17 protein-coding genes, 1 tRNA gene and 2 pseudogenes are annotated in these 23,821 nt (G+C 57.3%); 12 read left to right on the top strand and 8 right to left on the bottom strand.

Translation table 11 applies throughout. The features are described 5' to 3' along the window. Positions 1-69: 69 nt before the first annotated feature. The 7 genes and pseudogenes from rpoD (at position 70) to B9Q17_RS10975 (ending at position 10,129) form a co-directional block, all read left to right on the top strand. Positions 70-1,917, top strand: coding sequence for an RNA polymerase sigma factor RpoD (gene rpoD, locus B9Q17_RS11005; RefSeq protein ID WP_058339905.1), 1,848 nt, complete (start codon positions 70-72; stop codon positions 1,915-1,917). 60 nt (positions 1,918-1,977) lie between these two features. Continuing rightward, positions 1,978-2,054: transfer RNA gene (locus B9Q17_RS11000), tRNA-Ile, on the top strand. A 183-nt stretch (positions 2,055-2,237) separates the two neighbouring features. Beyond that, positions 2,238-3,098, top strand: a complete 861-nt coding sequence (locus B9Q17_RS18390; RefSeq protein WP_094625247.1) for a PEP-CTERM sorting domain-containing protein — start codon at positions 2,238-2,240, stop codon at positions 3,096-3,098. A gap of 371 nt (positions 3,099-3,469) precedes the next feature. Continuing rightward, positions 3,470-3,763: pseudogene (locus B9Q17_RS10990) on the top strand (aromatic hydrocarbon degradation protein); the annotation flags it as partial. A gap of 49 nt (positions 3,764-3,812) precedes the next feature. Continuing rightward, positions 3,813-7,166, top strand: a complete 3,354-nt coding sequence (locus B9Q17_RS10985; RefSeq protein WP_094625246.1) for an Ig-like domain-containing domain — start codon at positions 3,813-3,815, stop codon at positions 7,164-7,166. A gap of 163 nt (positions 7,167-7,329) precedes the next feature. Beyond that, the gene (locus B9Q17_RS10980; protein ID WP_094625245.1) at positions 7,330-9,627 is read left to right on the top strand and encodes a molybdopterin-dependent oxidoreductase; all 2,298 of its coding nucleotides are present in this window, start codon (positions 7,330-7,332) and stop codon (positions 9,625-9,627) included. A 43-nt stretch (positions 9,628-9,670) separates the two neighbouring features. Next, positions 9,671-10,129: a DUF2489 domain-containing protein gene (locus B9Q17_RS10975; protein WP_094625244.1), complete on the top strand. Its 459-nt coding sequence runs from the start codon at positions 9,671-9,673 to the stop codon at positions 10,127-10,129. 7 nt (positions 10,130-10,136) lie between these two features. Here the strand turns inward: B9Q17_RS10975 and B9Q17_RS10970 are convergent. The 3 genes and pseudogenes from B9Q17_RS10970 to B9Q17_RS10960 all read right to left on the bottom strand — a co-directional run. Then, a pseudogene (locus B9Q17_RS10970) lies at positions 10,137-11,018 on the bottom strand (HDOD domain-containing protein); the annotation flags it as partial. Positions 11,019-11,032: 14 nt separating this feature from the next. Further along, positions 11,033-13,108, bottom strand: a complete 2,076-nt coding sequence (gene recG, locus B9Q17_RS10965) for an ATP-dependent DNA helicase RecG (protein ID WP_094625242.1) — start codon at positions 13,106-13,108, stop codon at positions 11,033-11,035. An 8-nt stretch (positions 13,109-13,116) separates the two neighbouring features. After that, complete coding sequence (locus B9Q17_RS10960) at positions 13,117-14,076, bottom strand: hydrogen peroxide-inducible genes activator (RefSeq protein ID WP_022988804.1); 960 nt, start codon at positions 14,074-14,076, stop codon at positions 13,117-13,119. Positions 14,077-14,152: 76 nt separating this feature from the next. Between B9Q17_RS10960 and B9Q17_RS10955 the strand changes: the two genes are divergently transcribed. Then, entirely contained in the window at positions 14,153-15,022 is an 870-nt protein-coding gene (locus B9Q17_RS10955) for an NAD-dependent epimerase/dehydratase family protein (protein ID WP_094625241.1), read from the top strand. Here the strand turns inward: B9Q17_RS10955 and B9Q17_RS10950 are convergent. From B9Q17_RS10950 to gmk, 4 genes are all read right to left on the bottom strand, one after another. Beyond that, positions 15,015-15,401, bottom strand: coding sequence for a deaminase RidA (locus B9Q17_RS10950; RefSeq protein WP_094625240.1), 387 nt, complete (start codon positions 15,399-15,401; stop codon positions 15,015-15,017). The genes B9Q17_RS10955 and B9Q17_RS10950 overlap by 8 nt on opposite strands. 78 nt (positions 15,402-15,479) lie before the next feature. Next, complete coding sequence (locus B9Q17_RS10945) at positions 15,480-17,621, bottom strand: RelA/SpoT family protein (protein ID WP_036219375.1); 2,142 nt, start codon at positions 17,619-17,621, stop codon at positions 15,480-15,482. 175 nt (positions 17,622-17,796) lie between these two features. After that, positions 17,797-18,009, bottom strand: a complete 213-nt coding sequence (rpoZ, locus tag B9Q17_RS10940; RefSeq protein ID WP_022988808.1) for a DNA-directed RNA polymerase subunit omega — start codon at positions 18,007-18,009, stop codon at positions 17,797-17,799. Positions 18,010-18,115: 106 nt separating this feature from the next. Further along, positions 18,116-18,748, bottom strand: coding sequence for a guanylate kinase (gene gmk / locus B9Q17_RS10935; protein WP_094625239.1), 633 nt, complete (start codon positions 18,746-18,748; stop codon positions 18,116-18,118). A gap of 148 nt (positions 18,749-18,896) precedes the next feature. Here gmk and B9Q17_RS10930 point away from each other — a divergent pair, with 148 nt between their 5' ends. Then, positions 18,897-19,775, top strand: coding sequence for a universal stress protein (locus B9Q17_RS10930; protein ID WP_022988810.1), 879 nt, complete (start codon positions 18,897-18,899; stop codon positions 19,773-19,775). A gap of 197 nt (positions 19,776-19,972) precedes the next feature. Here the strand turns inward: B9Q17_RS10930 and B9Q17_RS10925 are convergent, their stop codons facing one another. Then, positions 19,973-20,740 carry a hypothetical protein gene (locus B9Q17_RS10925; protein ID WP_127402107.1) on the bottom strand — a complete coding sequence of 256 codons (768 nt, stop codon included), beginning with the start codon at positions 20,738-20,740 and terminating at the stop codon, positions 19,973-19,975. A 739-nt stretch (positions 20,741-21,479) separates the two neighbouring features. On the opposite strand from B9Q17_RS10925, the gene B9Q17_RS10920 reads away from it, so the two are divergent. The 3 genes from B9Q17_RS10920 (at position 21,480) to B9Q17_RS18570 (ending at position 23,553) form a co-directional block, all read left to right on the top strand. Further along, the gene (locus B9Q17_RS10920) at positions 21,480-22,334 is read left to right on the top strand and encodes a hypothetical protein (RefSeq protein WP_154707631.1); all 855 of its coding nucleotides are present in this window, start codon (positions 21,480-21,482) and stop codon (positions 22,332-22,334) included. Positions 22,335-22,383: 49 nt separating this feature from the next. Then, positions 22,384-22,587 carry an AlpA family transcriptional regulator gene (locus B9Q17_RS10915; protein WP_094625286.1) on the top strand — a complete coding sequence of 68 codons (204 nt, stop codon included), beginning with the start codon at positions 22,384-22,386 and terminating at the stop codon, positions 22,585-22,587. A 258-nt stretch (positions 22,588-22,845) separates the two neighbouring features. Beyond that, positions 22,846-23,553, top strand: coding sequence for an inovirus Gp2 family protein (locus tag B9Q17_RS18570; RefSeq protein ID WP_094625236.1), 708 nt, complete (start codon positions 22,846-22,848; stop codon positions 23,551-23,553). Positions 23,554-23,821 lie beyond the last annotated feature (268 nt).

Raw genomic sequence — 23,821 nt, 5'->3', positions numbered from 1 at the left:
AAAACCAAGCGACAGCTATAATGGCTGTTTAACTTTTTTCCTTTTTAAAAGCGAGTTCACAGGGTGTCTATGTCAGGCAATTCGCAGAAATCACGTTTGAAAGACCTCATCGCACGAGGCAAGGAACAAGGTTACCTGACTTACGCCGAGGTAAACGACCACCTGCCGGAAGATATCGCAGACCCGGACCAGGTTGAAGATATTATCCGGATGATCAACGACATGGGTATCCAGGTGTGCGAAGAAACACCGGACGCCGATACCCTGCTGATGACCGAAGGCGATTCCACCGCAGACGAAGCCGCTGCCGCAGAAGCCGCCGCAGCCCTTGCCGCCGTGGAAACCGACGCCGGCCGCACCACCGACCCGGTGCGCATGTACATGCGCGAAATGGGTACTGTTGAACTGCTGACCCGCGAAGGCGAAATCGTTATCGCCAAGCGCATCGAAGAAGGCATCCGCGACGTCATGGCCGCCGTTGCCCACTTCCCGGGCACAGCTGGCACCGTCATCCAGGCCTACGACCGCATCATCGAGAACGAAGGCCGCATCAGCGACATCGTAACCGGCTTCCTTGACCCGGACGACGCCGAGCCGTTCATGGGCGAAGAAACCACCGAAGATACCTCTTCGGACGACTCCGACAGCGATGACGATGACGATGACACCTCCAGCGATGACGACAACGACAACGGCCCGGATCCGGAAGAGACCCGCCTGCGCTTCGAGCTGCTGAAAGAAAAGCTCGACGCCGCAAACAAGGCCCTGGACAAGCACGGCCGCGGCCACAAGAAAACCCAGGAAGCCCTGAACGAACTGGGCCAGGTTTTCGCTCCGTTCAAACTGGCCAACAAGGCGTTTGACGAGCTGGTGAACGTGGTTCGCTCCACCAACGACCTGGTGCGCGAGAACGAGCGGGCGATCATGCAGATCTGCGTACGCGACTGCAAAATGCCCCGCAAAGACTTCATCAAGTGGTTCCCGGGCAACGAAATCGACCTTGAGTGGGCGAAAGAAATCGCCGCCACCAAGAAGCCATACGCCGCTGCCATCGGCGAGCGCATTGACGAAATCGTACGCCTGCAGAAACGCATCCAGAACGTTCAGACCGAAGTGGACCTGGACGTAGTCGACATCAAGGAAATCAACCGTCGCGTTTCTATCGGCGAAGCCAAGGCCCGCCGTGCCAAGAAAGAAATGGTCGAGGCCAACCTGCGTCTGGTTATCTCCATTGCCAAGAAGTACACCAACCGCGGCCTTCAGTTCCTGGACCTGATCCAGGAAGGCAACATCGGCCTGATGAAAGCCGTCGACAAGTTTGAGTACCGTCGTGGCTACAAGTTCTCTACCTACGCCACCTGGTGGATCCGTCAGGCCATCACCCGCTCTATCGCGGACCAGGCCCGCACCATCCGGATTCCGGTGCACATGATCGAAACGATCAACAAGCTGAACCGCATTTCCCGCCAGATGCTGCAGGAAATGGGCCGCGAGCCCACACCGGAAGAGCTTGGCGAGCGCATGGAAATGCCGGAAGACAAGATCCGCAAGGTACTGAAGATCGCCAAAGAGCCGATCTCCATGGAAACCCCGATCGGCGACGATGAAGACAGCCATCTGGGCGATTTCATCGAAGATATCCAGGCCCTGTCGCCGGTGGATTCCGCCACCGCCGAAGGTCTGCGCGAAGCGACCCGCTCCGTGCTGGCCGGTCTGACCGCTCGCGAATCCAAGGTGCTGCGCATGCGCTTCGGTATCGAGATGAACACCGACCACACCCTGGAAGAAGTCGGCAAGCAGTTCGACGTAACCCGGGAGCGTATCCGTCAGATCGAAGCCAAGGCCCTGCGCAAACTGCGCCATCCTTCCCGCTCCGATCACCTGCGCGGCTTTATTGACGATCAGGGCAACGGTTAATCCGCAACACAGTAGCGGGCGCCACCCCTCGCGGGTATAATGGCGCCCGTTTTGCTTTCAGGGCCTATAGCTCAGTTGGTTAGAGCAGGGGACTCATAATCCCTTGGTCGCTGGTTCGAGTCCAGCTGGGCCCACCATTTCTTTCTACTCTCCCGCTGCCTTCCGAAGCCGCCACAACCACACCGTCAAAAAACTTTACACCTCACTTTCAGAACTTCCGAAAACACTCCTGAATACAAACAACTACGAAGCTGGCACACATACTGCTACCTCTCTAGCGAGAAAGGACAAGGTTGCGAACCGCAACGAAGGAGTGTCACGTGAACCGCTCAACGATAACCAAAACACTATTGCTTGCCGGTATGGCTGCGACCGGCTCGCTTGGCATGGCCAGCGCCCAGGCTACTACCATCGAGATTCTCTGCACGGCATCCGAGCCTTGCGGCCAATCGTCTGGCACTACCGCCGACGGCACCATCTTCGAAGCTGCTGCGAACCCGACAGAGCCTTCCACCGGAACCGGGGTTTTCAAGCCCTTTGTTCGGGTTCAGGCCCAAGGCAATAGCGACACCCAAAGCGGCTACAATACCGACTATTCGCCAGACAATGGTATAAATTTTGACACTAAATCCGGCATCTGGACCCACTCCGTCTTGTTTGGCGATCTGGGCACCGTCGACATCGGGGGGCTGTCCTACTACCAGTTTTCCATGGACGCCAATGAAGAAGGCGGAAGGAAAAACCAGATTGACCTGACCGAAATCCAGATTTTCCTCGGTGGTGACGGCCTTCGAATTCCAGAAAACAATGGCGGCTACACCGGCACCCAGTTCGATGGCAGCGCGTCGGACAACTTCCTGGCGGGCTATGCCCCGGTCTGGAACCTGGATAATGCTCTGAACGGAGACGTTACTGTTATCCTGCAGGCCAGTATCTGCGACAATCCGGGGCAGTGCGGTAGCGGGAAGGGAGACCTCAATTTGTTCATTCTCGACAGCCTGCTGCAAGGCGATACCGATGATTACTTTGTATTCTACACAGAGTACGACCGGGTGGGCTCTGGCTTCGAGGAATGGAATTACCTCGCAAGAACCATCCCCGTCCCCGAACCCGGCACCCTGGCCCTTTTCGGTCTGGGCCTTGCCGGCCTGATTGCTTCACGCCGCAAACTGCAGAAGTAACCAAAAACCTGTGTCGGGAAACTTTACATAGCACCCCGGCACAGGTTTTTACCCGCCTATTACGCTACATAACACCCCGTCACATTTATCAAACAACACAATTTATCCTTTTCTTTTTACCTCGCCCAAGAAACATTACGCTACAAAAAATCACACCTGACACCTGTTATTTCAATGGCTTAGCGCTAACTTGAAGTCACGGGCTAGCACTACGTGGTTTTACCGACACTGACCTGTGTCAAAAATGCCAAAGTCCTCATCGGACAAGCCCAATACACTTGCCACTGAACCAATGTAGCCAAACCCGAGGTCCGCGATGGCGCAGGGTGTCAGGTTTGAATACAACAATAACGAGCGAACGGAGTGTATCAATGGTCCCCTCTCCCCGATTTTCCGTACGGGCAGTGTCCCTAGCAGTTGCAGCAGTTTCCGCCAGCCTTACCATGAACGCCTCGGCGAGCATGGGCAACCTGGGCACCACTTACGGCGTAATGCCCATAGATGTGGCAACCGCCCAGTCGCTGTCCATGTTCAACGACCAGGTATCCGCCACCTACTACAACCCCGCGTCTCTCACCAAGGACACCCGGGGTGAGCTGACTACCGGCATACTGCACGCCGAGCAGGAGCTGCGTTCAGCCAACCCCAATGCCAACGGCGATGTGCACGTAGTCAGCGGCTCCATCACCCTGAAGTTCTGAGGAGAAGCAGGCCATGAAACAATTCAAGATCCTGGCACTGATTCCCGCCATGCTACTGGCAGCCTGTGGCGGCGACAGTGACACCCAGACCATAAAAGAAAAAACCACGCCGGGCGCGATGGTGTATTCCTTCCCGATGGACGGCCAGAATGATGTCAGCCCGAAAGCGGATATCGTACTGCGCTTCTCCCATGCCGTGGTGGATGATGAGGCCACGCTCGCCGAGAAGATTTCAGTGGAAGCAGACGGTGCAACTGTCGATTTCAATGTAAAAATGGTCGACGGCGGTAAAAGCGTAAAACTCGAACCGAAGACCGCACTAAAACCCGGTAGCGGCTACACAGTCACCTTTACCGAGCCTTTGACTGCTGAAGGCGGCCGCACCATTGCCACGCCCAATGCTGTAGGTGCAGACGGTGTCCAATTTTACACCCGCGCGGCGTTCAGTCAGGTAGCAGAGCTGGGAGCCACATCGAATAAGTTCGGCGTAGCCTGGCAGGTTCCTGCCAATGGCAGCGCTTTCCAGGCCATGAACTTCTCCACTTTCCGGCTGGCCATGACCCAACCGGTCCATCCCGAGTGGGAACAGATGGGCGGCAGCATTTCACTACTGGACAGGAATGGCGAAGCGGTACCCGCAACCGTTCTGGTCAAGGGTAACCGGATCACAGTTGATCCGTGTCTAACCGACGACCCACTGATGTGTGGCACGAAGGAAGACATCCTAACTTCGGGTGAAACCTACACACTGAAGCTCAACAACCTCCCCAGCCTGAACGGCAAACGCTTCAGTGAGGAATATGCATTTACGCCCAGAGATACCAGCCCCACAGTAGTGGTTCAGCAGATTACCGTGGATTCCGGTCTGGCACAGGGTGCTACAGAAAGTGACGCCACACGCAGCATCCTGAACGACCAGATTATCAACGGTGTAACCCTGAACTCGGTGCTGCAAGGTGTTGCAGGCCCATCCCAACAAACCGGAGCCCTCTTTGCTGAACTGGGCTATGCCCCAGCATTCAACTCAGATGAGGCGATCCCGCTACGCATTCCCAAGGGTAGCGTACTTACCAGTACCAGCCTGGACGTACTGGTGGGCGGAAAGGTGCCGGTAACAGTAGCCACCCGTGAAGGACAGCCGGTAGGCCCATTGCAGACCACGGGTGAAATCAAAGTCACCATGCTGTCTGACGCCAGCGGCTATCTGAGCCCTAACCCCTACACCGACAGCGTCGATGCCCCCAGCCTGGTCACCCTGTACATGGATGTCTCCATGAACACCCAGGAAGCACAGCCAAATGCTGCACTGTCCCAGGACCTGATGGGCGTTGAGCTCCGCGGTATTGCACTGGTCAAGGATGGCGTTCTAACCATCGACGCGATTGGCATGGTAGAACCGAACCTGCTGGGCCAGGAGTACACCGACTCCACCATCGCCTTCCACCTGCAAGCTCCGGTTGACGAGAACTCTCCGCTGGATGCCTATCAGGACTATTTGGACAACGAACTGGACAATACCGGCCCATCACTAGTCAGCTGGATGCCAGGTGACTCGGACGCCATTCCGGCCACCCGCCAGTCCATGCAGCGGCCGGGTGACCCGGTGATTTTGTTCTTTGATGAGCCGCTGGATCCGGCTTCTATTGAAAATAACGTCTCTTTGACGGCTACTTCTGCAGACACAAGTGCCGCCGTTGATTTTGCCTTCGACCTAGATGGCACAGCTCTCGCACTGAACCCCGCAGGTGGCCTGAAACACGGCACCACATACGATATCAGCGTAAATGGTGTAACCGACCTTGCTGGCAACCCTGTCTCGTTGACCCGCTCGTTTACGATGGAAGATCTGGGGGAGAATTCTGATAACGTTAATTCCCGCTCCCCTATTGCGCTGACGACCTATCCTGGCTTCCCTTGCGTAACCACTGGCGTAGACCTTAATGCTAATCCACCTACCCATGGCCAGTGTCTGGATGCAGCCCCCGGTGGCCCGAGAGGACAGCAACTACCTATAACCACACTGCCTGAGGATCGGCCCATCGTGGTTGTGTTCTCGCAGTCCATGAACCTCGACTCGATCAACGATCAAACCTTCGTCGTTGAAAAGGTGACTGGGTCTGACACCCCCGTTGGTGAGGGCGAAATCGTGGCTGGCCGCCTGGAAAAGAACAACCAGCGCATCCGTTTCTACCCGGACCAGCCTTGGTCAAAGGAAGATGGAGTTTTCTACCGTTACACCATGAAATCTCAACAGGATGGTTCCTGCAGCGACGGTGTAATCTGTGCGGAAGGTGATAATGGCCTGGCCCTACAAACCGATCTGCTGGTAGATCCTGAGGATGTAGGTGGTCCAGACATGGCCATTTACTTCCGTGGAACAGATGCTGTAAGTACTGTATTCACACCACTACGAAATCTTCCGGTTCGCGACACCAACTCCAACTATGAAATTGACTGTGATGACCCGGAAGGTCTTAGCTGTCTGGAGCCATTTAACCATGGCGCCCCGGGTGAAAATGGCGAGTATATGCCCTCCGCAAACGCTGCTAAGTTAGCCCTGAGAGACGACGCAAGACTGCTTGGCGGCGACAGCGGCATCATTCCTGCCCGCATTGGCTGTGATGCTAACGGTGATGACTGTCCGATGAATAAGTTCATTTATCAGACTTATGGCTTGAATACCGAAGTAATCGGCCCTGCCATTGACGAAGAGACAGGAAAAGAAGGCATCAGGGTACTTCTGTATCCCACCATGCTGGCAACCACATCTGCCAGTGTTTATCTGACTCCGCTTGGAGAGCAGGCCACCGGGCCACAAATTCTCAGGATGACCTATGCAGCGCCTGAGGATAGAGCTGATGACAACCCACTCGGCTTGGTCGAAGGCATGATCATCGAGGGAGAAAATGGACAACCCACCTTCAAGACCGAGGCAGCATTAACTTTGGATGCTCCCAACCTGCACCTGCCGATCGAGGGCCTCCTTCAGCACAACCTTTATAGCTATCCGTTCACTCTGGATCTTGAGGGCGACATTGTGTTCTTCGATGATGGCAGGATGCAGATTGAGCAACGTAACGTCGCCCCTCGAATACCTGCAGACATAACCGTCAGCGTCACGGTCGACGCGCCTGTTATTTCCGATTTCCTCAACTTCCTGAAAGATCCGGAAGAGTCGCTTCGTGAATTCGCCTGCGCCTTGGACTTCCTTAACGTACTGGATTTCTGTGACTCAACAACTGAATCTGTGCCGGCTGGCGACATTGAAATCCCGCTGTTCATTCCCGAAAACGGCGTCTACCTAAACTTCATCTCCAACCCGGTAAAAGACCTGCCGGCCCAATACGAGCAGCAAACTGCTCAGTAAGTTAACCAGGTAATACGGACCCTCCTCAGGCCAGCCTTCGGGCTGGCCTTTTTTGTCGGGCTTATCGGGTCACATTTACAAAAACCCTTTTCCCATCGCGGTTCGTTTCCTGATAATCTGGTTTCAATTTGAAACCTAAAAACAAGAGTTCCGGAGAATCCTTATGCACAACGGCACCCACTACCGCACCTGCCACCTTTGCGAAGCCATGTGTGGCGTGGCTATCGAGGTTCAGAACGGCAAGGTTGCCGCTATCAAAGGCGACGACAACGACCCGCTCAGCCGGGGCCATATCTGCCCGAAGGCGGTGGCGCTGCAGGACCTGCATGAAGACCCGGAACGGCTGCGCCGGCCGGTTCGCAAAACCGCCACCGGCTGGGAAGAAATGAGCTGGGACGAGGCCTTCGACCTGGTCGCCCGGCGGCTGCATGAGGTGCGCAAGGCCCACGGCCGGAACAGTATCGGGGTGTATCTGGGTAACCCCAATGTGCACAACCACGGCGCCGCCATGACCATTACGCCGCTGCTGCGGGCCATAGGCACCCAGAACCGCTTTTCAGCCACCTCGAACGACCAGCTGCCCCATATGCTGGCCAGCCTGGAGATATTCGGGCACCAGGTGCTGTTCCCCATTCCGGACATCGACCGCACCGACCTGTTTATCTGCATCGGTGGCAACCCCATGGCCTCCAACGGCAGCCTGATGACGGTGCCGGATTTCCGGGGCCGGGTGAAGGAGCTCAAGAAACGTGGCGGCAAGCTGGTCGTCATCGACCCTCGCCGCACGGAAACCGCCCGCATTGCCGATGATTTCCATTTTATCCGCCCGGGCACCGATGCCCTGCTGCTGATGGCCATGGTGCACACGCTGTTTGCGGAGAACCTGGTCAGTACCGGCGCGGCTACCGGGCTGGTAAAAGACCAGGACCTGCTGCAGCTGGCTGTCCTGAGCTTTACGCCGGAAGCCGTAGCAAGCCATACCGGCATCAACCCCGACACCATTCGCGGCCTGGCACGGCAGCTTGCCACCACGCCAAGGGCAGCCCTGCACACCCGAATGGGCACCAGCACCCAGGCCTTTGGTGGCACCACTACCTGGCTGGCTTACTGCCTGAATATCCTGACCGGCAAGCTGGATGCCCCGGGCGGGGTGATGTTCACCCAGCCTGCGGTGGATCTGGTAGCGCTGGGCGCACTGGTGGGCCAGGCCGGCCACTTCGGCAACCGTTACAGCCGGGTGCGCAAGTTGCCGGAATTTGGCGGTGAATACCCGTCCAGCACCATGGCCGATGAAATCCTGACCCCGGGCGAGGGGCAAATTCGCGCCTTTGTAACCGTGGCCGGCAATCCGGTGCTGTCGAACCCCAATGGTCAGCGCCTGGATGAAGCCCTGGCCGGGCTGGATTTCATGGTGTCGGTGGATTACTACCTGAATGAAACCACCCGCCACGCTGATGTGATTCTGCCGCCCACAGCGGCGCTGGAGCGCAGCCACTACGACCTGATTTTCAGCATGATGGCGGTACGCAACCAGGCCAAGTACAGCGAAGCCCTGTTCGAACCGGCACAGGACAGCCGTCACGACTGGCAGATCAACCTGGAACTGGCCCACCGCCTTGAACGGCAGCGCAAGGGCGGGAAGTTGCCATTGCAGGCGGAACTGGGCTGGCAGGCTTTCAAGAAGCTGGGGCCAGACCCGATCCTGGATGTGCTGCTGCGCACCGGCCCCTACGGCGCCAACCCGGGCCGGGTGGGCGGTGTGATCAAGCCGGTGCTGGACAAGGTGCTCGGCATTCTTCCGGAACGCCACCCCCTCAAAGGCCTGGCGCGGCTCAGCCCGCTGAACCCGCAGTGGCAGCACATGCCCAAGGGGCTATCACTGTCCGCCCTGAAGAAATCACCCAGCGGGGTGGACCTTGGCCCGTTGCAGCCTACCCTGCCCCAGCGGCTGTTTACCCGGGATGGCAAGATCAACCTGGCGCCGCGCCGCTACCTGGCGGATGTGGAGCGCCTTCAGGCCCTGCTGGACCAGCCTGAAGCCAGCACCAGCCTGCAGCTTATCGGCCGTCGCCATGTACGCAGCAACAACTCCTGGATGCACAACAGCCAGCGACTGGTGAAAGGCAAAAGCCGCTGTACGGTGATCATGCACCCGGAAGATGCCCAAAACCGCAAGCTCGAAGACGGCGCGCAGGTACAGGTACAGAAAGACGGCAGGGCCGTGGTGCTGCCGCTGGAGGTATCGGAAGATATCATGCCCGGAGTGGTGTCGATTCCCCACGGCTGGGGCCATAGCCGGCCCGGCACCGGGCAGTCGGTTGCCAGCGCCCACGCCGGTGCCAGCATCAACGATATCCTGGACGACACCGAAACCGACCCGGTTTCCGGCACATCGGTACTGAACGGGCAGGCAGTGGAAGTGAAAGTCTGGCAAACTGGCGCCCAAAGCAAACAGGCCTGACCCACCGGGCAGGCCTCGCCATTCATTGATACGAGGTTCAACAATGCCCAGAGGACTGCAACTGTCGTTTATTGTTGTCGGGCTGGTGGTGATCGGGATTCTGTTGTTCTACATCTGGCGGCAATCCCGGGTGCTGAACGAAAACCGGATGCGCCAGAAGAAGGCGGAAGAGTTCCAGGCCAAGCGGCGCGACGAGATGATCGAAAGCATCCGCATTATTGCCCTGGCGGTGGAAGAGGGACAGGTGGAACATTCTGAAGCCTGCCTGCGCCTGAAGGGCCTGCTGGATTACGTGGCCCCGGAACTGCTGGGCCAGGCGCCCTACCGGGTGTTTCAGGAAGTGCACGACAAGATCCAGCACATGCCCACCCACCGCGCCCGAAAGGCCACGGATGCCAAGCTGGTTCAGAAGATGGACAAGGAACGCTTCGCGGTAGAGCGGCAGCACGCCGAGGATGTGCGCAAGGCGGCAACCGCCATTCGCCATTACCGGTTCGACTGAACCGCAGTTACCGGGCCAGCGGCATCATTCCGGCCATGGCCATGATGCCGTCCCGGTTACGAACCAGCGCATCGAACTGCTGCTCTACCCTTTGCCGGCTCAGGCCCAGTTCTTCAAAAACAGACTGGGGCACCGGTTCTGCCCGGCCCGGCATCACGCCCCGGGCGGTTAGCAACTGCCGGCTCAGCCAGACAATTCTGGCCAGGTAATGATGCGGGCCGCTGTAGTCGGCATCCGCCTGGTGCCTTACCGCCAGTGTCACTTCATCGGGCATGCCCCAGTTCTCCAACAGGCGGGCGGCGATCTGTTCCCGGCTGAACCCCATCAATTTCTGTTCCTGGGCGGCGCTGTCACCGGCCGGGTTATCCCCCTGCCAGCGCATCAGTTGCTCGTGGTAGGGCGGGAACACCTGCACCAACACCAGGTCGCCAAAGTTGTGCAGCAAACCGGCCAGGTAGGCCAGCCCGAACAGGGGCCGCTTTGTTCTGGGCATCATCCCCGCGAGGATTCCGGCAGACTGGGCCTGCCAGGTGGCTTGCTGCCAGTAGTCCCGGTAGCCTTCGGGCTGATCCAGCGGCGCTTTGAGGGTACGGCCAAGGGCAAGGCCCATGGCCAGGTTCATCACGGTATCGAAGCCCAGTACCCGGGAGATGGCATCGTGCACCGAGCGCACCTGCCCGGCGGAGGCGTAAAACGAAGACGATGCCCAACTCACCACCTGGGCGGCCAGGCCCGGGTCGCTCTCCACGATGTCGACCAGGTCTCCCATGACGGCTTTCGGGTCTGACCGAAGGCGCATGATGCGCTGGGTGGTTTCCGGCAAGGGCGGCAGCTCCAGGGTGTCTTCAAGGCGCTGCAGAATGCGCAGACTGGTGAATTTGCTGGAGGCCGGGAACTGCATGGTCAGACCTCTCCGTACCGGGTGTTTTCGCCGAGCCAGCGGCGCACCAGGGCTTCGGCCACGCCGGGCTGTTTCACCAGCGCCGGCGCCATTTCCTTGACCGGCTCTATCCAGCCCTTGTCCCGCTCGAAATCAGCCAGGCGGAACTGCATCAGCCCGGTCTGGCGGGTGCCCAGCACTTCGCCGGGGCCACGGATTTCCAGGTCTTTCTCGGCGATAAAGAAGCCGTCCTGGCTGTCCCGCAGGGCCTGCAGGCGGGCTTTACCATTATTCGACAGCGGCGGGTGGTACATAAGTACGCAAAAGCTGGCCTGGTGGCCCCGGCCGACCCGGCCACGCAACTGGTGGAGCTGGGCCAGGCCCAGCCGTTCGGGGTTCTCGATGATAATCAGCGATGCGTTGGGCACATCCACCCCCACCTCGATTACGGTTGTGGCCACCAGCAAGTCCAGCTCGCCGTTCTTGAAGCGTTCCATCACTTCGGCTTTTTCCTGGGCTTTCAGGCGACCATGCACCAGACCCACTTTAAGATCCGACAAACGCTCGGAAAGTTCCTGGGCCGTCACTTCAGCTGCCTGGCATTGCAGGGCTTCGGATTCTTCAATCAGTGTACACACCCAGTAGGCCTGGCGCCCCTCCCGGCAGGCGCTCCGTACCCGTTCAATAATATCGTCACGCCGGCTGTCGGGCACTACGATGGTCTCTATGGGTTTACGACCGGGGGGCAGCTCGTCGATCACCGACGTATCCAGGTCAGCATAGGCGCTCATGGCCAGGGTGCGCGGAATGGGTGTGGCGGTCATGATCAGCTGGTGCGGGGCCAGCGAGCCGCCTACACCTTTTTCCCGCAGGGCCAGTCGCTGGTGAACCCCGAAACGATGCTGCTCATCCACAATCACCAGGGCCAGCCGGTTGAACTTTACTTCATCCTGAAACAGGGCGTGGGTGCCGATGGCTACCCGGGCTTCGCCGCTGGCAACGGCATCCAGGGCCTCCTGCCGGGCCTTGCCTTTGACCTTGCCAGACAACCACGCCAACCGGATGCCCAGGGGCTCCAGCCAGCCCCGGAAATTATTGTAGTGCTGTTCGGCAAGGATTTCCGTGGGCGCCATCAGGGCCACCTGGGCACCGGCTCCGATGGCCTGCAGTGCAGCCAGTGCCGCTACCACGGTTTTACCGGAACCGACATCCCCCTGCACCAGCCGCAACATCGGCAATGGCTGGCTCAGGTCCTGCCGGATTTCCTTCATCACCTCGCGCTGGGCGCCGGTCAGGCTGAAGGGTAATTCTTCCAGAAAACGCTCGGTCAGATCACCGGTGGGCAGCAGGGGTAAGGCCTGCCGCGCCTGTATCTGTTCCCGCACCTGCAGCAGGCTGAGCTGGTGTGCCAGCAACTCTTCCATCACCAGCCGCTGCTGTGCCGGGTGCCGGCCTTCCACCAACTGGGGTACCGGGGCACCGGCCGGGGGCTTGTGGACCAGTTTTACGGCTTCGGTAATGCCCGGCAGCTGGTAGTCCGCCAGCAGTTCCGGTGGCAACCAGTCTTTGATGGGGTAACGGTCCAGATACTGCAGCGCCTGCTGGCACAGCCCGCGCACCCGGGGCTGCTGTATGCCTTCGGTGAGCGGATAGACCGGGGTGAGCGTGGCTTCGTCACCCGCCGGCATGAGCGGCGGGTTCACCTGGTATTCGGGGTGGTAAAACTCGTAACCGGCGCGGCCCGGGCGGACTTCACCAAAACAACGTACCCGGGTGCCTTCGGTCAGCTGGTTACGCTGGGCGGCATTGAAGTGGAAAAACCGCATCACCAGAAAACCGCTGTTGTCCCTCAGGGTGACCTGCAGGCTACGGCGCCGCCCCATCACCAGGTCGGTTTTCATGACCTCCCCTTCCACCACCGCAACATCGCCTATGCGCAGGCTGCCCATGGGGATTACCCGGGTGCGGTCTTCATAGCGGTGAGGAAGGTGGAACAGCAGGTCCTGTACGGAATGGATGCCGAGTTTTGCCAATGTTCCGGCCAGGGCGTTTCCTACGCCCTTGAGCTGGGTAACGGAGATGTCTTCCAGTGACGTCATAGTGGCACTCAGGCGCCTTTGGCAACCGCCGGCGTTTCGGTTTTGGCTTTTTCGATCACCCGGCACTGGCTGGCCGCCAGCGACAGCACATCAATGGCCTTGGGCCGCGGGAAGGTTACCCGCCAGGCCAACGCCACGGTCCGGAAAGGCACCGGCGCGGCAAACGGGCGAACCGCCAGGATATCTTCGTGGTATTTCATTCCGGTGGCCGCAGACAGTGGCAACACGGTAATACCAAGGCCGGATGCCACCATGTGGCGGATGGTCTCCAGGGAGCTACCTTCGGTCACCAGGTCCGGTTTGTCACCATCTGCCCGCTTGGTAATGGCATCCACCAGCGGCGGGCAGGATTCCAGTACCTGGTCCCGGAAGCAGTGGCCCGGGCCCAGAAGAAGCAATTGCTCCCGGGACAGTTCGTCTGCGGTTATCTCATCTTTTGCGGTGAGCGGATGATCCGCCGGCAGCAATACCACGAAGGGTTCGTCGTACAGCGGCATGGTGACCACTTCCGGCTCTTCGAACGGCAAGGCGATGATGATGGCGTCCAGGTCTGAATGGCGAAGCTTCTGGCGCAGGTTGGCGGTGTAGTTCTCTTCGATATACAGCGGCATTTCCGGCGCCGCCCGGCGCAGTTCCGGCAGCAGGTGCGGGAACAGGTAGGGGCCGATGGTGTAGATGGCACCCACTTTCAGCGGTGAGTTCAGCTGGTTTTTGCCGTCCTGGGCCATGTCTTTGATCACGCCCACCTGGTCCAGCACCCGCTGGGCCTGCTCGATAATGCGCTGCCCGGTTTCGGTTACCCGGATGCTGCTTTTGCTGCGTTCGAACAGGGGAATACCGAGTTCGTCTTCCAGCTTCTTAACCGCCACACTGAGGGTGGGCTGGCTGACGTGACAACGCTCGGCCGCGCGGCCAAAATGCCTTTCCCGGGCAAGCGTAACAACGTATCGTAACTCGGTGAGTGTCATGGTGAGCTCCGGTCGGATCGATCAGGTCGAAGTTTCACATACTTTATCAGCCAAAGCATAAGGATTGAAATTGTCTATGGCAATGACAGATCGCAACCCATCTGCACGAATTCTGGTGGCCGGCTGCGGCAAGCTTGGTGGCGACATTGCCCTAGCCCTGACCGGAGCCGGCCAGGTGTACGGTTTACGCCGCAATCCGGACAAGGTGCCGGCGGGAATTACCGGGATCGGCGCAGACCTCACCCGACCGGAAACCCTGCAAGGCAAGCTGCCGGACAACCTGGACATTGTGATCTACTGCCTGACACCTTCAAGCTATGACGACGAGGGCTACCACAACGCCTATGTCGCTGGCCTGCAGAACCTGCTGGACGCCATCGGCAACAACCCGCTGACCCGCCTGTTCTTCATCAGCAGCACCAGCGTGTACGCCCAGGACGATGACAGCTGGGTGGATGAAACCAGCCCCGCCGAACCGGACCGGTTTACCGGCCAGCACATTCTGCAGGGCGAGCAAACGGCCCTGAACAGTCTTCACCCGGCTACCGTGGTGCGCTTCAGCGGGATATACGGCCCTACCCGCCAGCGGTTCCTGGAAGAAGTTCTGGAAGGCCGGATGAACCCGCAACCACCGGCACCGTTCAGCAACCGGATTCACGAACAGGATGCCGCCGGGGCCATCGCCTACCTGAGCCAGCAGGCATTGCAGGGCCACGAGCTGGAAAACCTGTATATCGCCAGCGATTGCGAGCCGGTGCGGCTGGATGAGGTGGTGGACTGGGTTCGGCAGCAGGTGCCGTGCAAGGATCCGGTAGAGGGTGCCCGTAAGGGCGGACGTGCGGGGAGTAAGCGGTGTAACAACCAGCGGTTGCTGGCCAGCGGTTTCGAGTTCCGGTACCCCGACTACAAGGCGGGATACCGGGAGATGATCAACAACCTCAGCTGAGCACCATTACCGCTTCCATTTCCACCGGCACGCCTTTCGGCAGCGCTGCCACGCCTACGGCGGCGCGGGCCGGGTACGGCTCCTGGAAGTAGGTGGCCATGATCTCGTTCACCGTGGCGAAGTTGGCCAGGTCGGTCATGTAGATGTTCAGTTTTACGATGTCTTTCAGTTCACCACCAGAGGCTTCGCACACAGCCTTCAGGTTTTCTAAGACCTGACGGGTCTTGGCGGCAAAGTCACCGGGCACCACTTCCATGGTTTCAGGGTCCAGGGGAATCTGGCCAGACAGATACACGGTATCTCCGGCTTTGACTGCCTGGGAGTAGGTACCAATCGCCTGCGGGGCGTTTTCGGTCTGGATAACAGATTTATTGGTCATGACCTGCGTTTTCCTCTCGTTCAAAACGCCAATCCTCTCCCTTCAGCGTGGCGACTGTCAACCACGCTAAAGTCGCACTCAGTGGCGAACCCGGCTGATGTGAGTAACCGCACGGATATTGCGCACCCGGCGCATCACCCGGGCCAGGTGCCGGCGACCATTCACGTGCACCACCAGGCTGACAATGCCGAACCTGGCATTCTGGTCTTCCACATTGATGCGTTCGATATTGCCGTCGGCCATGGCTACGGCGTTGGCCACTTCGGCAATCACACCGCGCTGGCGCTCCAGTTCTACCCGCAGCTCTACCGAGAATTCATCGGTGATGTCCTTGGCCCACTTCAGGTGGGTCAGACGGGCGCGCCCTTCGTCGTCTTCCGGCAGGCTGGAGCAGGTGTCGGAGTGGATTACCATCCCGTTGCCGGAATCCATAATACCCACGACCGGATCACCCGGAATGGGTTTGCAGCAGCTGGCAAAGCGCACCAGCATGCCTTCGGTTCCGCGAATGGTCACCGCGCCCTGCTTTTCGGCCGGGGCGTTTTCCAGGTTGGCGGTGGTTTCCAGCCCTTCACCGCCACTGACCAGCTGCCGCGCCACCAGGTAAGCCATGCGATTACCCAGGCCGATGTCACTGACCAGGTCATCAAAACTGTTCACCTGGTTATGGCTGACCACGGCCTGGCGCTGGACTTCGGTAATGTCCGAAAGCTTGGCGCCAAAGCCTTTCAGGGAACGCTTGAGCAGGGTACGGCCCAGCTCCAGGGATTCTGCCCGCTTGCGGGTTTTCAATACGTGGCGGATGCTGCTGCGAGCCTTGCCGGTTACCACAAAGCTGAGCCAGGCCGGATTCGGCCGGGCGCCCGGTGCAGTAATGACTTCTACCGTCTGGCCGCTTTGCAGGGGCTGGCTCAGGGACGCCAGGTTGCGGTTAACACGACAGGCCACCGTGGCGTTGCCGATGTCGGTATGGATGGCGTAGGCGAAATCCACCGGCGTTGCCCCGCTGGGCAGCTCCATAATCCGGCCCTTGGGAGTAAACACGTAGATTTCGTCCGGGAACAGGTCGACCTTCACGTGTTCGATGAACTCCATGGAGTCGTCGGCCCGCTCGCGCATTTCCATCAACCCTTTCACCCAGCGGTCCACACGGGACTGGTTGATGTTGGTGACGCCGGATTCCTCGTTCTTGTACATCCAGTGGGCAGCAATACCATTGTTGGCGATGTGCTCCATTTCCTCGGTACGGATCTGGATTTCAATGTTCACATGCATGCCGAACAACGTCGTGTGCAGCGACTGGTAGCCGTTCGCCTTGGGCATGGCTATGTAGTCTTTGAAACGGCCCGGCAGGGGCTTGTACAGGCTGTGTACGGCGCCCAGGATCCGGTAACAGTCGTCTTCCGTATCGGTGATGATGCGGAAGGCATACACATCCATGATTTCATGGAAAGATTTCTGCTTGAACTTCATCTTGTTGTAGATGGAGTTCAGGTGTTTTTCCCGGCCCAGTATCCGGCCCGGCAGGCCGCGCTCTTCCAGCTTTTCCTGCAGTTTACCCCGGATATCGTCGATAATTTCCTTGTGGCTGCCCCGCAGCTTGGCCACCGCTTTCGAGATGTACTTGGAGCGCATCGGATACAGCGAGGAAAAGCCCAGGTCTTCCAGCTCGGTAGAAATCGAATGCATACCCAGGCGGTTGGCAATGGGAGCGTAGATATCGAGGGTTTCAGTGGCAATGCGCTGGCGTTTTTCGTAGGGCATGGGGCCCAGGGTGCGCATGTTGTGCAGGCGGTCTGCCAGTTTTACCAGGATCACCCGGATGTCCTTGGCCATGGCCAGGGTCATTTTCTGGAAGTTCTCGGCCTGGGCTTCGGCGCGGGAGCGGAATTCAATCTGGGTCAGTTTCGATACGCCGTCAACCAGTTCGGCCACGTCTTCACCGAACTGTTCGCTCAGGGCGTCTTTCGGAATACCGGTGTCTTCGATAACGTCGTGCAGCATGGCTGCCATCAGGCTCTGATGATCCAGCCTCAGGTTGGCAAGGATGCCGGCTACGGCCAGGGGGTGGGTGATGTAACGGTCGCCGCTTTTGCGCATCTGCCCTTCGTGGGCCTGTTCGGCGTAATAATAGGCCCGTCGCACCTGATTGATGCGATTGGTATCCAGATACGAGCTAAGCTCTCTGGCCAGGTGTTCAACCGTTGGCTCTACCGACACCGCGCCTCCAATGTTTCTCTGAAAACCGGGGACAAAAAAGCCCGAATGCATGCATCCGGGCTTTTTTGTTGTCCTTCCGGCGGATTTCTATAGATACACTATAAAACCGCGCGGTCAGATTTCAATGCTTCTTAACGGTTGGCAGTAATTCTACGCACAACCGCAAGCGGGCATTTTAGTCTTCGTCGTCTTCGGTCAGCAGATCGCGAGTCACTTTGCCTTCGGCAATCTCGCGCAGGGCGATAACCGTGGGCTTGTCGTTCTCTTCCGGCACCATCGGCTCAGCACCCTTGGTGGCAATCTGGCGGGCGCGCTTGGTGGCCAGCATAACCAGCTGGAAGCGGTTATCTACGTTTTCCAGACAATCTTCAACGGTAACTCGTGCCATTATCTTCCCCGAACAAAAAGAATCACTGATTTAGCAGACCGCGTAGTTTACTGGCACCGGCTCAATTTGTATACAGTGGAAGCCACTATGCATGCCGGCACGCCAATCAGCTGCGGCCAGACAATCCCGACAGCAGGCTGGCGTGGCGAACTTGCTGCACGCCCATCGTCAGCCGGTGGCTGCGCGCAATCGCCAGAAGATCAGCCAGCGCCACACTGAAATCGTCGTTCACCACCAGGTAATCGAACTCTGCCGCGTGGCGACACTCCTCTTCTGCCTCCGCAAGCCGGCGCTCCACCACGTCTGGCGCATCTGTACCACGGCCAACCAGGCGCTGGCGCAGAGCCTCGGCCGACGGCGGAACAATAAAGATGCTCACACATTCAGGAATCAGCCGGCGCACCTGTTCAGCGCCCTGCCAGTCGATTTCCAGGATGACGTCCTGCCCGGTGGCCAGGGTTTCCCGCACCCATACTTGCGAAGTGCCATAGTAGTTGCCGAAAACGTCTGCATGTTCCAGGAAGTCACCCCGGGCAATCATCGCCTCGAACTCGTCCCGGCTGACGAAGTGATAGTTCACCCCGTTCTGCTCGCCTTCCCGCATCGGGCGGGTTGTGTGAGACACCGAAACCCCCAGCCGGGAATCCTGGCGGAGCATTTCCGACACAAGGCTGGTTTTACCCGCGCCCGAAGGGGCGGAAATCACAAACAGGGTACCCTGCTCACCGGCCTGACTCATGGCGTGATGACTCCTGAACAACAGTTTGCGGCCACTACGGATGGCCAGAAAGCGGCAAATTATACGGGGTTTGACTTATCTCCGCACCCCGGGTGACTTTCTGCTGATAGTATTGGAACAAATTCCACGTTAGCTGACGGATACCGACATGGACAAACTGCTGATCATCATGGACCCCCAACACAAAGACCAGACCGCACTGACCCGCGGTGTTGAACTGGCCCGGGCAACCGGTGCCAGTGTGGAAGTGGTGGCGTTCGTGCATGACTACCTGGACGCCCTGCCGGGCGATCCGGAGGTACAGAACCGGGCCAAGAAGGCGCTGATGGACCATCGCCAGAAATGGCTGGAACAGATGCTGGCGCTGGCCGACTGCAACGACCTGAAGATCAGCGCACGAACCGTCTGGGAAAAGCAGATTCACCTGTGGGTCATTGCCCAGTGCCAGAAAGAGAAAATCGGCGCCGTGGTCAAAACCGGAAACCGCTCGGAAACCTTCCTGTACACCCCGACGGACTGGCACCTGCTGCGGGAATGCCCGGCGCCGGTGATGCTGGTGGCCGAGCAGAAATGGAACAAGGCCCGGCCGATCCTGGCTGCGGTGGACCTGAGCTCAGATAAAACGGTCAAAAAAGCCCTGAACAACCGGATTATCGACCAGGCCTGGCACCTGGCCAAAGCCCTGGGCACAGAGTTACACCTGGTGCACGCCCTGCATACCTCGGTGATTCTGGCAGACCTGGACATCATCGACCCGGTTGCCCATGCCCGCAAACGGGAGGCGGCACTGAAGCCCCACATTGAACACCTGTGTAACACCTGGCACCTGGCGCCCGAGCAGGTTCATATCGCATCCGGGCCGGCCCAGAAGGTGATCCCCAGCGTGGCCAACAAAATCAAGGCCGACATGATAGTGATCGGCACCACCGGCAAAACCGGCCTGGCCGCCAGGGTGATCGGCAATACCGCAGAGAAGGTACTGACTCACTTGCGGACGGATTTGCTGGCGATCAAGCCGGCGGAGTAAAACAAAGCGGGCCGGCTCAACCCGGCCCGTCAATCACTCCAGGTTCTGCACCTGAATATTGAACATTGACAATATTTTCAAATTATTTCAAATATTTAAAATTAATTATCGAGTTAAAAAACAGGGATTACTACCCAATATACTCCCCACACTGCAAAAACACTCAACTGGGAAGCAGCACATATAACACTACCTTCTCAGCCTTTCGCCAATTCAACGAAGTAATCTCTAACTCGCCTAAACCGGGACCGACGGATTTTTAAAGCTGGAACCTGCGCTTCCAGCTCAGCGACCCTCTCTTCCAACAAATCCTTGAAGAGATCACTGGCTTCCCCGCCATCAACACCCATTGCCTCACACTCACCACGTGCCTTCACTTCCTGAGCAAGAGCCTTCGAGAGGGCGTCAACCCACTGCCCGAGAGTGTTCGCAATCGCCAGGGAATCCTTCTTCTCTTTATCTAGCTGCTTTTGCAGCGAAACAACTCTCTTTCCCAAACGCCTGCTTCCACGCTGAAAGTTATCGGCTGCCTCACCAATCATTTGCTCAAGCGTATAGGTTCTTGACTGGCCGCTATCCCGCGCAACCTTATCGACCTCAGAGATCAACTCATAAGGGAGCATTATGCTAACTTGCTTACCATTCTGTTCTCGATATTTTTTTTGCTGCCATGCTCCTCGCATGCTGCGCATCAATTCCCGGGAGCCCTCATCACTTTCGATAAGGCTAGAGGAATGGTCGTCCAGCATCTTACCCAGAACTACCCACGCTAATGCATTTCCGTTACCCGAAACCGCATCACTGTATTGCGCTTCCACCGAGGTGCTCTCTTCCATCAAATATTTAGCTAACGCGCTCTCATCATTCTTCTTGGAGAGATAGCCGACGATCCACTCAGCCTGGCCTGATTTGGACTTATCGATCCAAGACCGCAACAATTTTGACCGCTCTTTCGTACGCCCCATCGTGCCTACTTCTCCAAAATCGATGCCCCATATAAACTCTCTAACGTTAATTATCACTAGTGATATTACTAGTGATAATATACCGTTTCAACATCTATATGAAAACCCGTGCTAAACTTAAGTTATGGACCCCAGGCTACTCAGATATCCCGACTCAAAACTCAGCCCCGACGCGCGCTGGCTTTTACTCCAATGGTCAAGAGATCCGGGCCTAAGCGCACCGCTCACCTGCCGACGACTAGAGCTATATCGTCGCTTTGGCATGGCTCATCAACGCGGCAGACTTGCACTCAATGAGTTAGGCAGAAAAGGGACCTTGATAGAAGAGCCAGTAAGGTCGAGACGGGGCCGCCCAATTTCGCACATTCATGTTTCGTCGAATTTTCAAACTCGCCTAGAGGACCTGAACACTACCCAAAAAGTCGAACTTCGCCCGGAAATAGAATCCTTCTGTGAAGGAGTCGTCAGCGCCAGGGCCTCGCGGAGTGACCAATCTCGAGGCCTAACCGCCGGTGAGGAACAGTTGCGCAAATTAGCTCCCGCAACCTGTTGGTTGCTCGCGGTCCTTTTGGCACACGCAAAGGCGCCGGGGATTGTTACCCGGCTAGGCCTACGGGATTTGATGACCCTAACGGGAATGACAAAAGGAAAGCTACGAAGCCAGCTATCGACGCTAAAAAAGCTTGGCGTCATTGCTACCAGCGAATCTGGAAATCGGAAACGGCGAGGGGCGGTGTTCATGTACTCAGTCTATGTACTCGACCTCACTCATCCGCTCTTCAGCGGTAAAAACCCGTTAGGCCTAGCCGCATTCTTCATACCAGATGGTGGCACAGGCAGAGAAAATTTCATTTCCAGTTTTTTCGACGCTGCAACGCTAAAAGCCCGGCTTGTAAAACATGAAAGCCATATAGTTGAGAAAATCGAAAGTGCATTCTCACCCCCAGTTAGCAAGAGCATTTCGCTCGAATCGAAGCTAATCTCGAAGGGAAAAGACTACTTTTTAAGAAGTCTTGCGGACTACCACCAAAGCGCACAGTCACTTCTGCCGGCTCTTGAGCTTTCAGAAACGACCGCTGAAAGTTTGATCGAGGTGCACAACTTGGGTATGAGCCCGATTTTAAAAGCGCACCTTTCGAGCTACGTCATGAAGCTGTTAACCCACCATTGGAACGAGGTTGAGCAATGTGACGGGGCCCCCCATGAACCAATCGCATCAATAATGTCCACTATTCAGCGCGATTGCTACTCCCTGGCATCACCGGAGAATAGGGACAAGGAAAAGTTTTTGGAGAATGACTTTTTCACTTTGCTATACCGCTTGATCCTGCACACAGCGAGAAAGCTACAATTATGTTTGAGGAAGCTAGACACGGAGAACGAATGCGACTTTCCTAACGCATCTTTTATGATCGCACCCCCCCTGCCCGAGCAGAAGACACCGTATCGGGTTGTCAAAGTCTTTTTCAGGTCAACCTGGCAATTGAACCAGCTTCAGCAGCGCAACAGAGTATGTTTAATACCCAGAGTAAACCTCTCCTTACCGGCAGCACTCAAAGCACTGCCTTCTGAGATCACTCGCGAATTAAATTAATACTGGCCTGCGTCATGTCATGAACGAACATCAGGAGACCGTCATGAACATGAAGCTGATCCGAATCAAAGAAGTCATGAATCGCACTGGCCTGGCCAGGTCCACCGTTTACAAATACATCAGCGAAAATAACTTCCCGAAACCTATCAAACTGGGTAGCCGTGCCGTCGCCTGGGTCGAGAGTGAGATCGAGGGCTGGATTAACGACGTCATCCATGAAAGAGACCGGGGACAGCCGGAACCGAACACCTAAATCAGCAATGATTTAATTGGAGACCGATAACTCCAGCGCGTCCTGCGCTGACAGATCCACCCCAAGCGGACCTGCAATCGTCAAAACACCCAGATCTACCCTTGTTTAATTATTACTATCAATCAATAGCCCTCCAATAGTTAGTGAGGGGCTCAACTAAGCCCCGAACCTCCCTCGGAAGAAGCAAAGCAATACCTAACCCAACGTCCCTCTATCCAGCGACAGCTGGAGGAACAACTGTGCCTGAAAGAAACATCCATGGCTTTGAACCATGGATGCCAAACCTACAGCAAAGGAGATATCAGAATGCGTGCACGTCACCCAGAGAATCCAAACCTGCACTGTCACTACGTCGAAGAATTCAAAACACTACCTGTCCTACCAGGTAACTTCCCAATGGTGACCCAATACCTTGAAACACTTCACTCGGTGTTCGAACGTGCACTGAATGATTACAGGCGAATACTAGTCGTCCGTGTTGATCCCAAGATTCCCTCGGAGATCAATGCTCGAATGACAGTAGGAGACCACCAGCGGCTGATCGACAGATTTCTCAGGTCTTTCAAGTCCATCATTAAAAGCGACCATCAGAGAAGAAGTCGGGGCGACTGGGCACCGCACACCAAAGTGCGTTATGTGTGGTGCAGAGAATTCTACCAGGAGGGCAAGCCACACTATCACTTTCTGTTCATACTCAACCGGGATGTCTACCATCAAATAGGTTCTCCATGCTCACCCCAGGAGAACCTCGCAACCCGCATCTCACGAGCCTGGTACAGCGCCCTAGGCCTTGAATGGAATCAGAACTGCCCACTGATACATATCCCGGACCAACCTCAATACTGGGTTGATCGTGACGACGTGCACAGTCTTCATCGAGCATTTCGTCGCGCTTCTTATTTGTGTAAATCTGACTCGAAGCACTACGGGGATGGGATGAGATCGTTTGGCGCCAGTCGAAGCTAAACATCCTGCTCAGTTTGAAGAATGTGAGAGTCACCCCAGGACCAACGATTCCAGTCAAAATTTCCCGCGACGACTCACCTCGTAGCTTCCGATCAATTAATCGATACTCCCGATATCGGCTTTGCTGATCCAGGCTGAAGGCTTGGGAAGCTGCCGATTTACACATTCAACCAAAATAGGTGACAACCATGGCTAAACCACATAATGCACCAAGCACTACTGGCAACCCCTCTGGCGGCGGACGCGGGAACAACCCTCCCAAAGGCCG

This window comes from Marinobacter vinifirmus (assembly GCF_002258215.1).
Classification (GTDB): domain Bacteria; phylum Pseudomonadota; class Gammaproteobacteria; order Pseudomonadales; family Oleiphilaceae; genus Marinobacter; species Marinobacter vinifirmus.
Note: the sequence above shows the minus strand (reverse complement) of the source record. Positions and strands in the feature narration are given on the sequence as shown.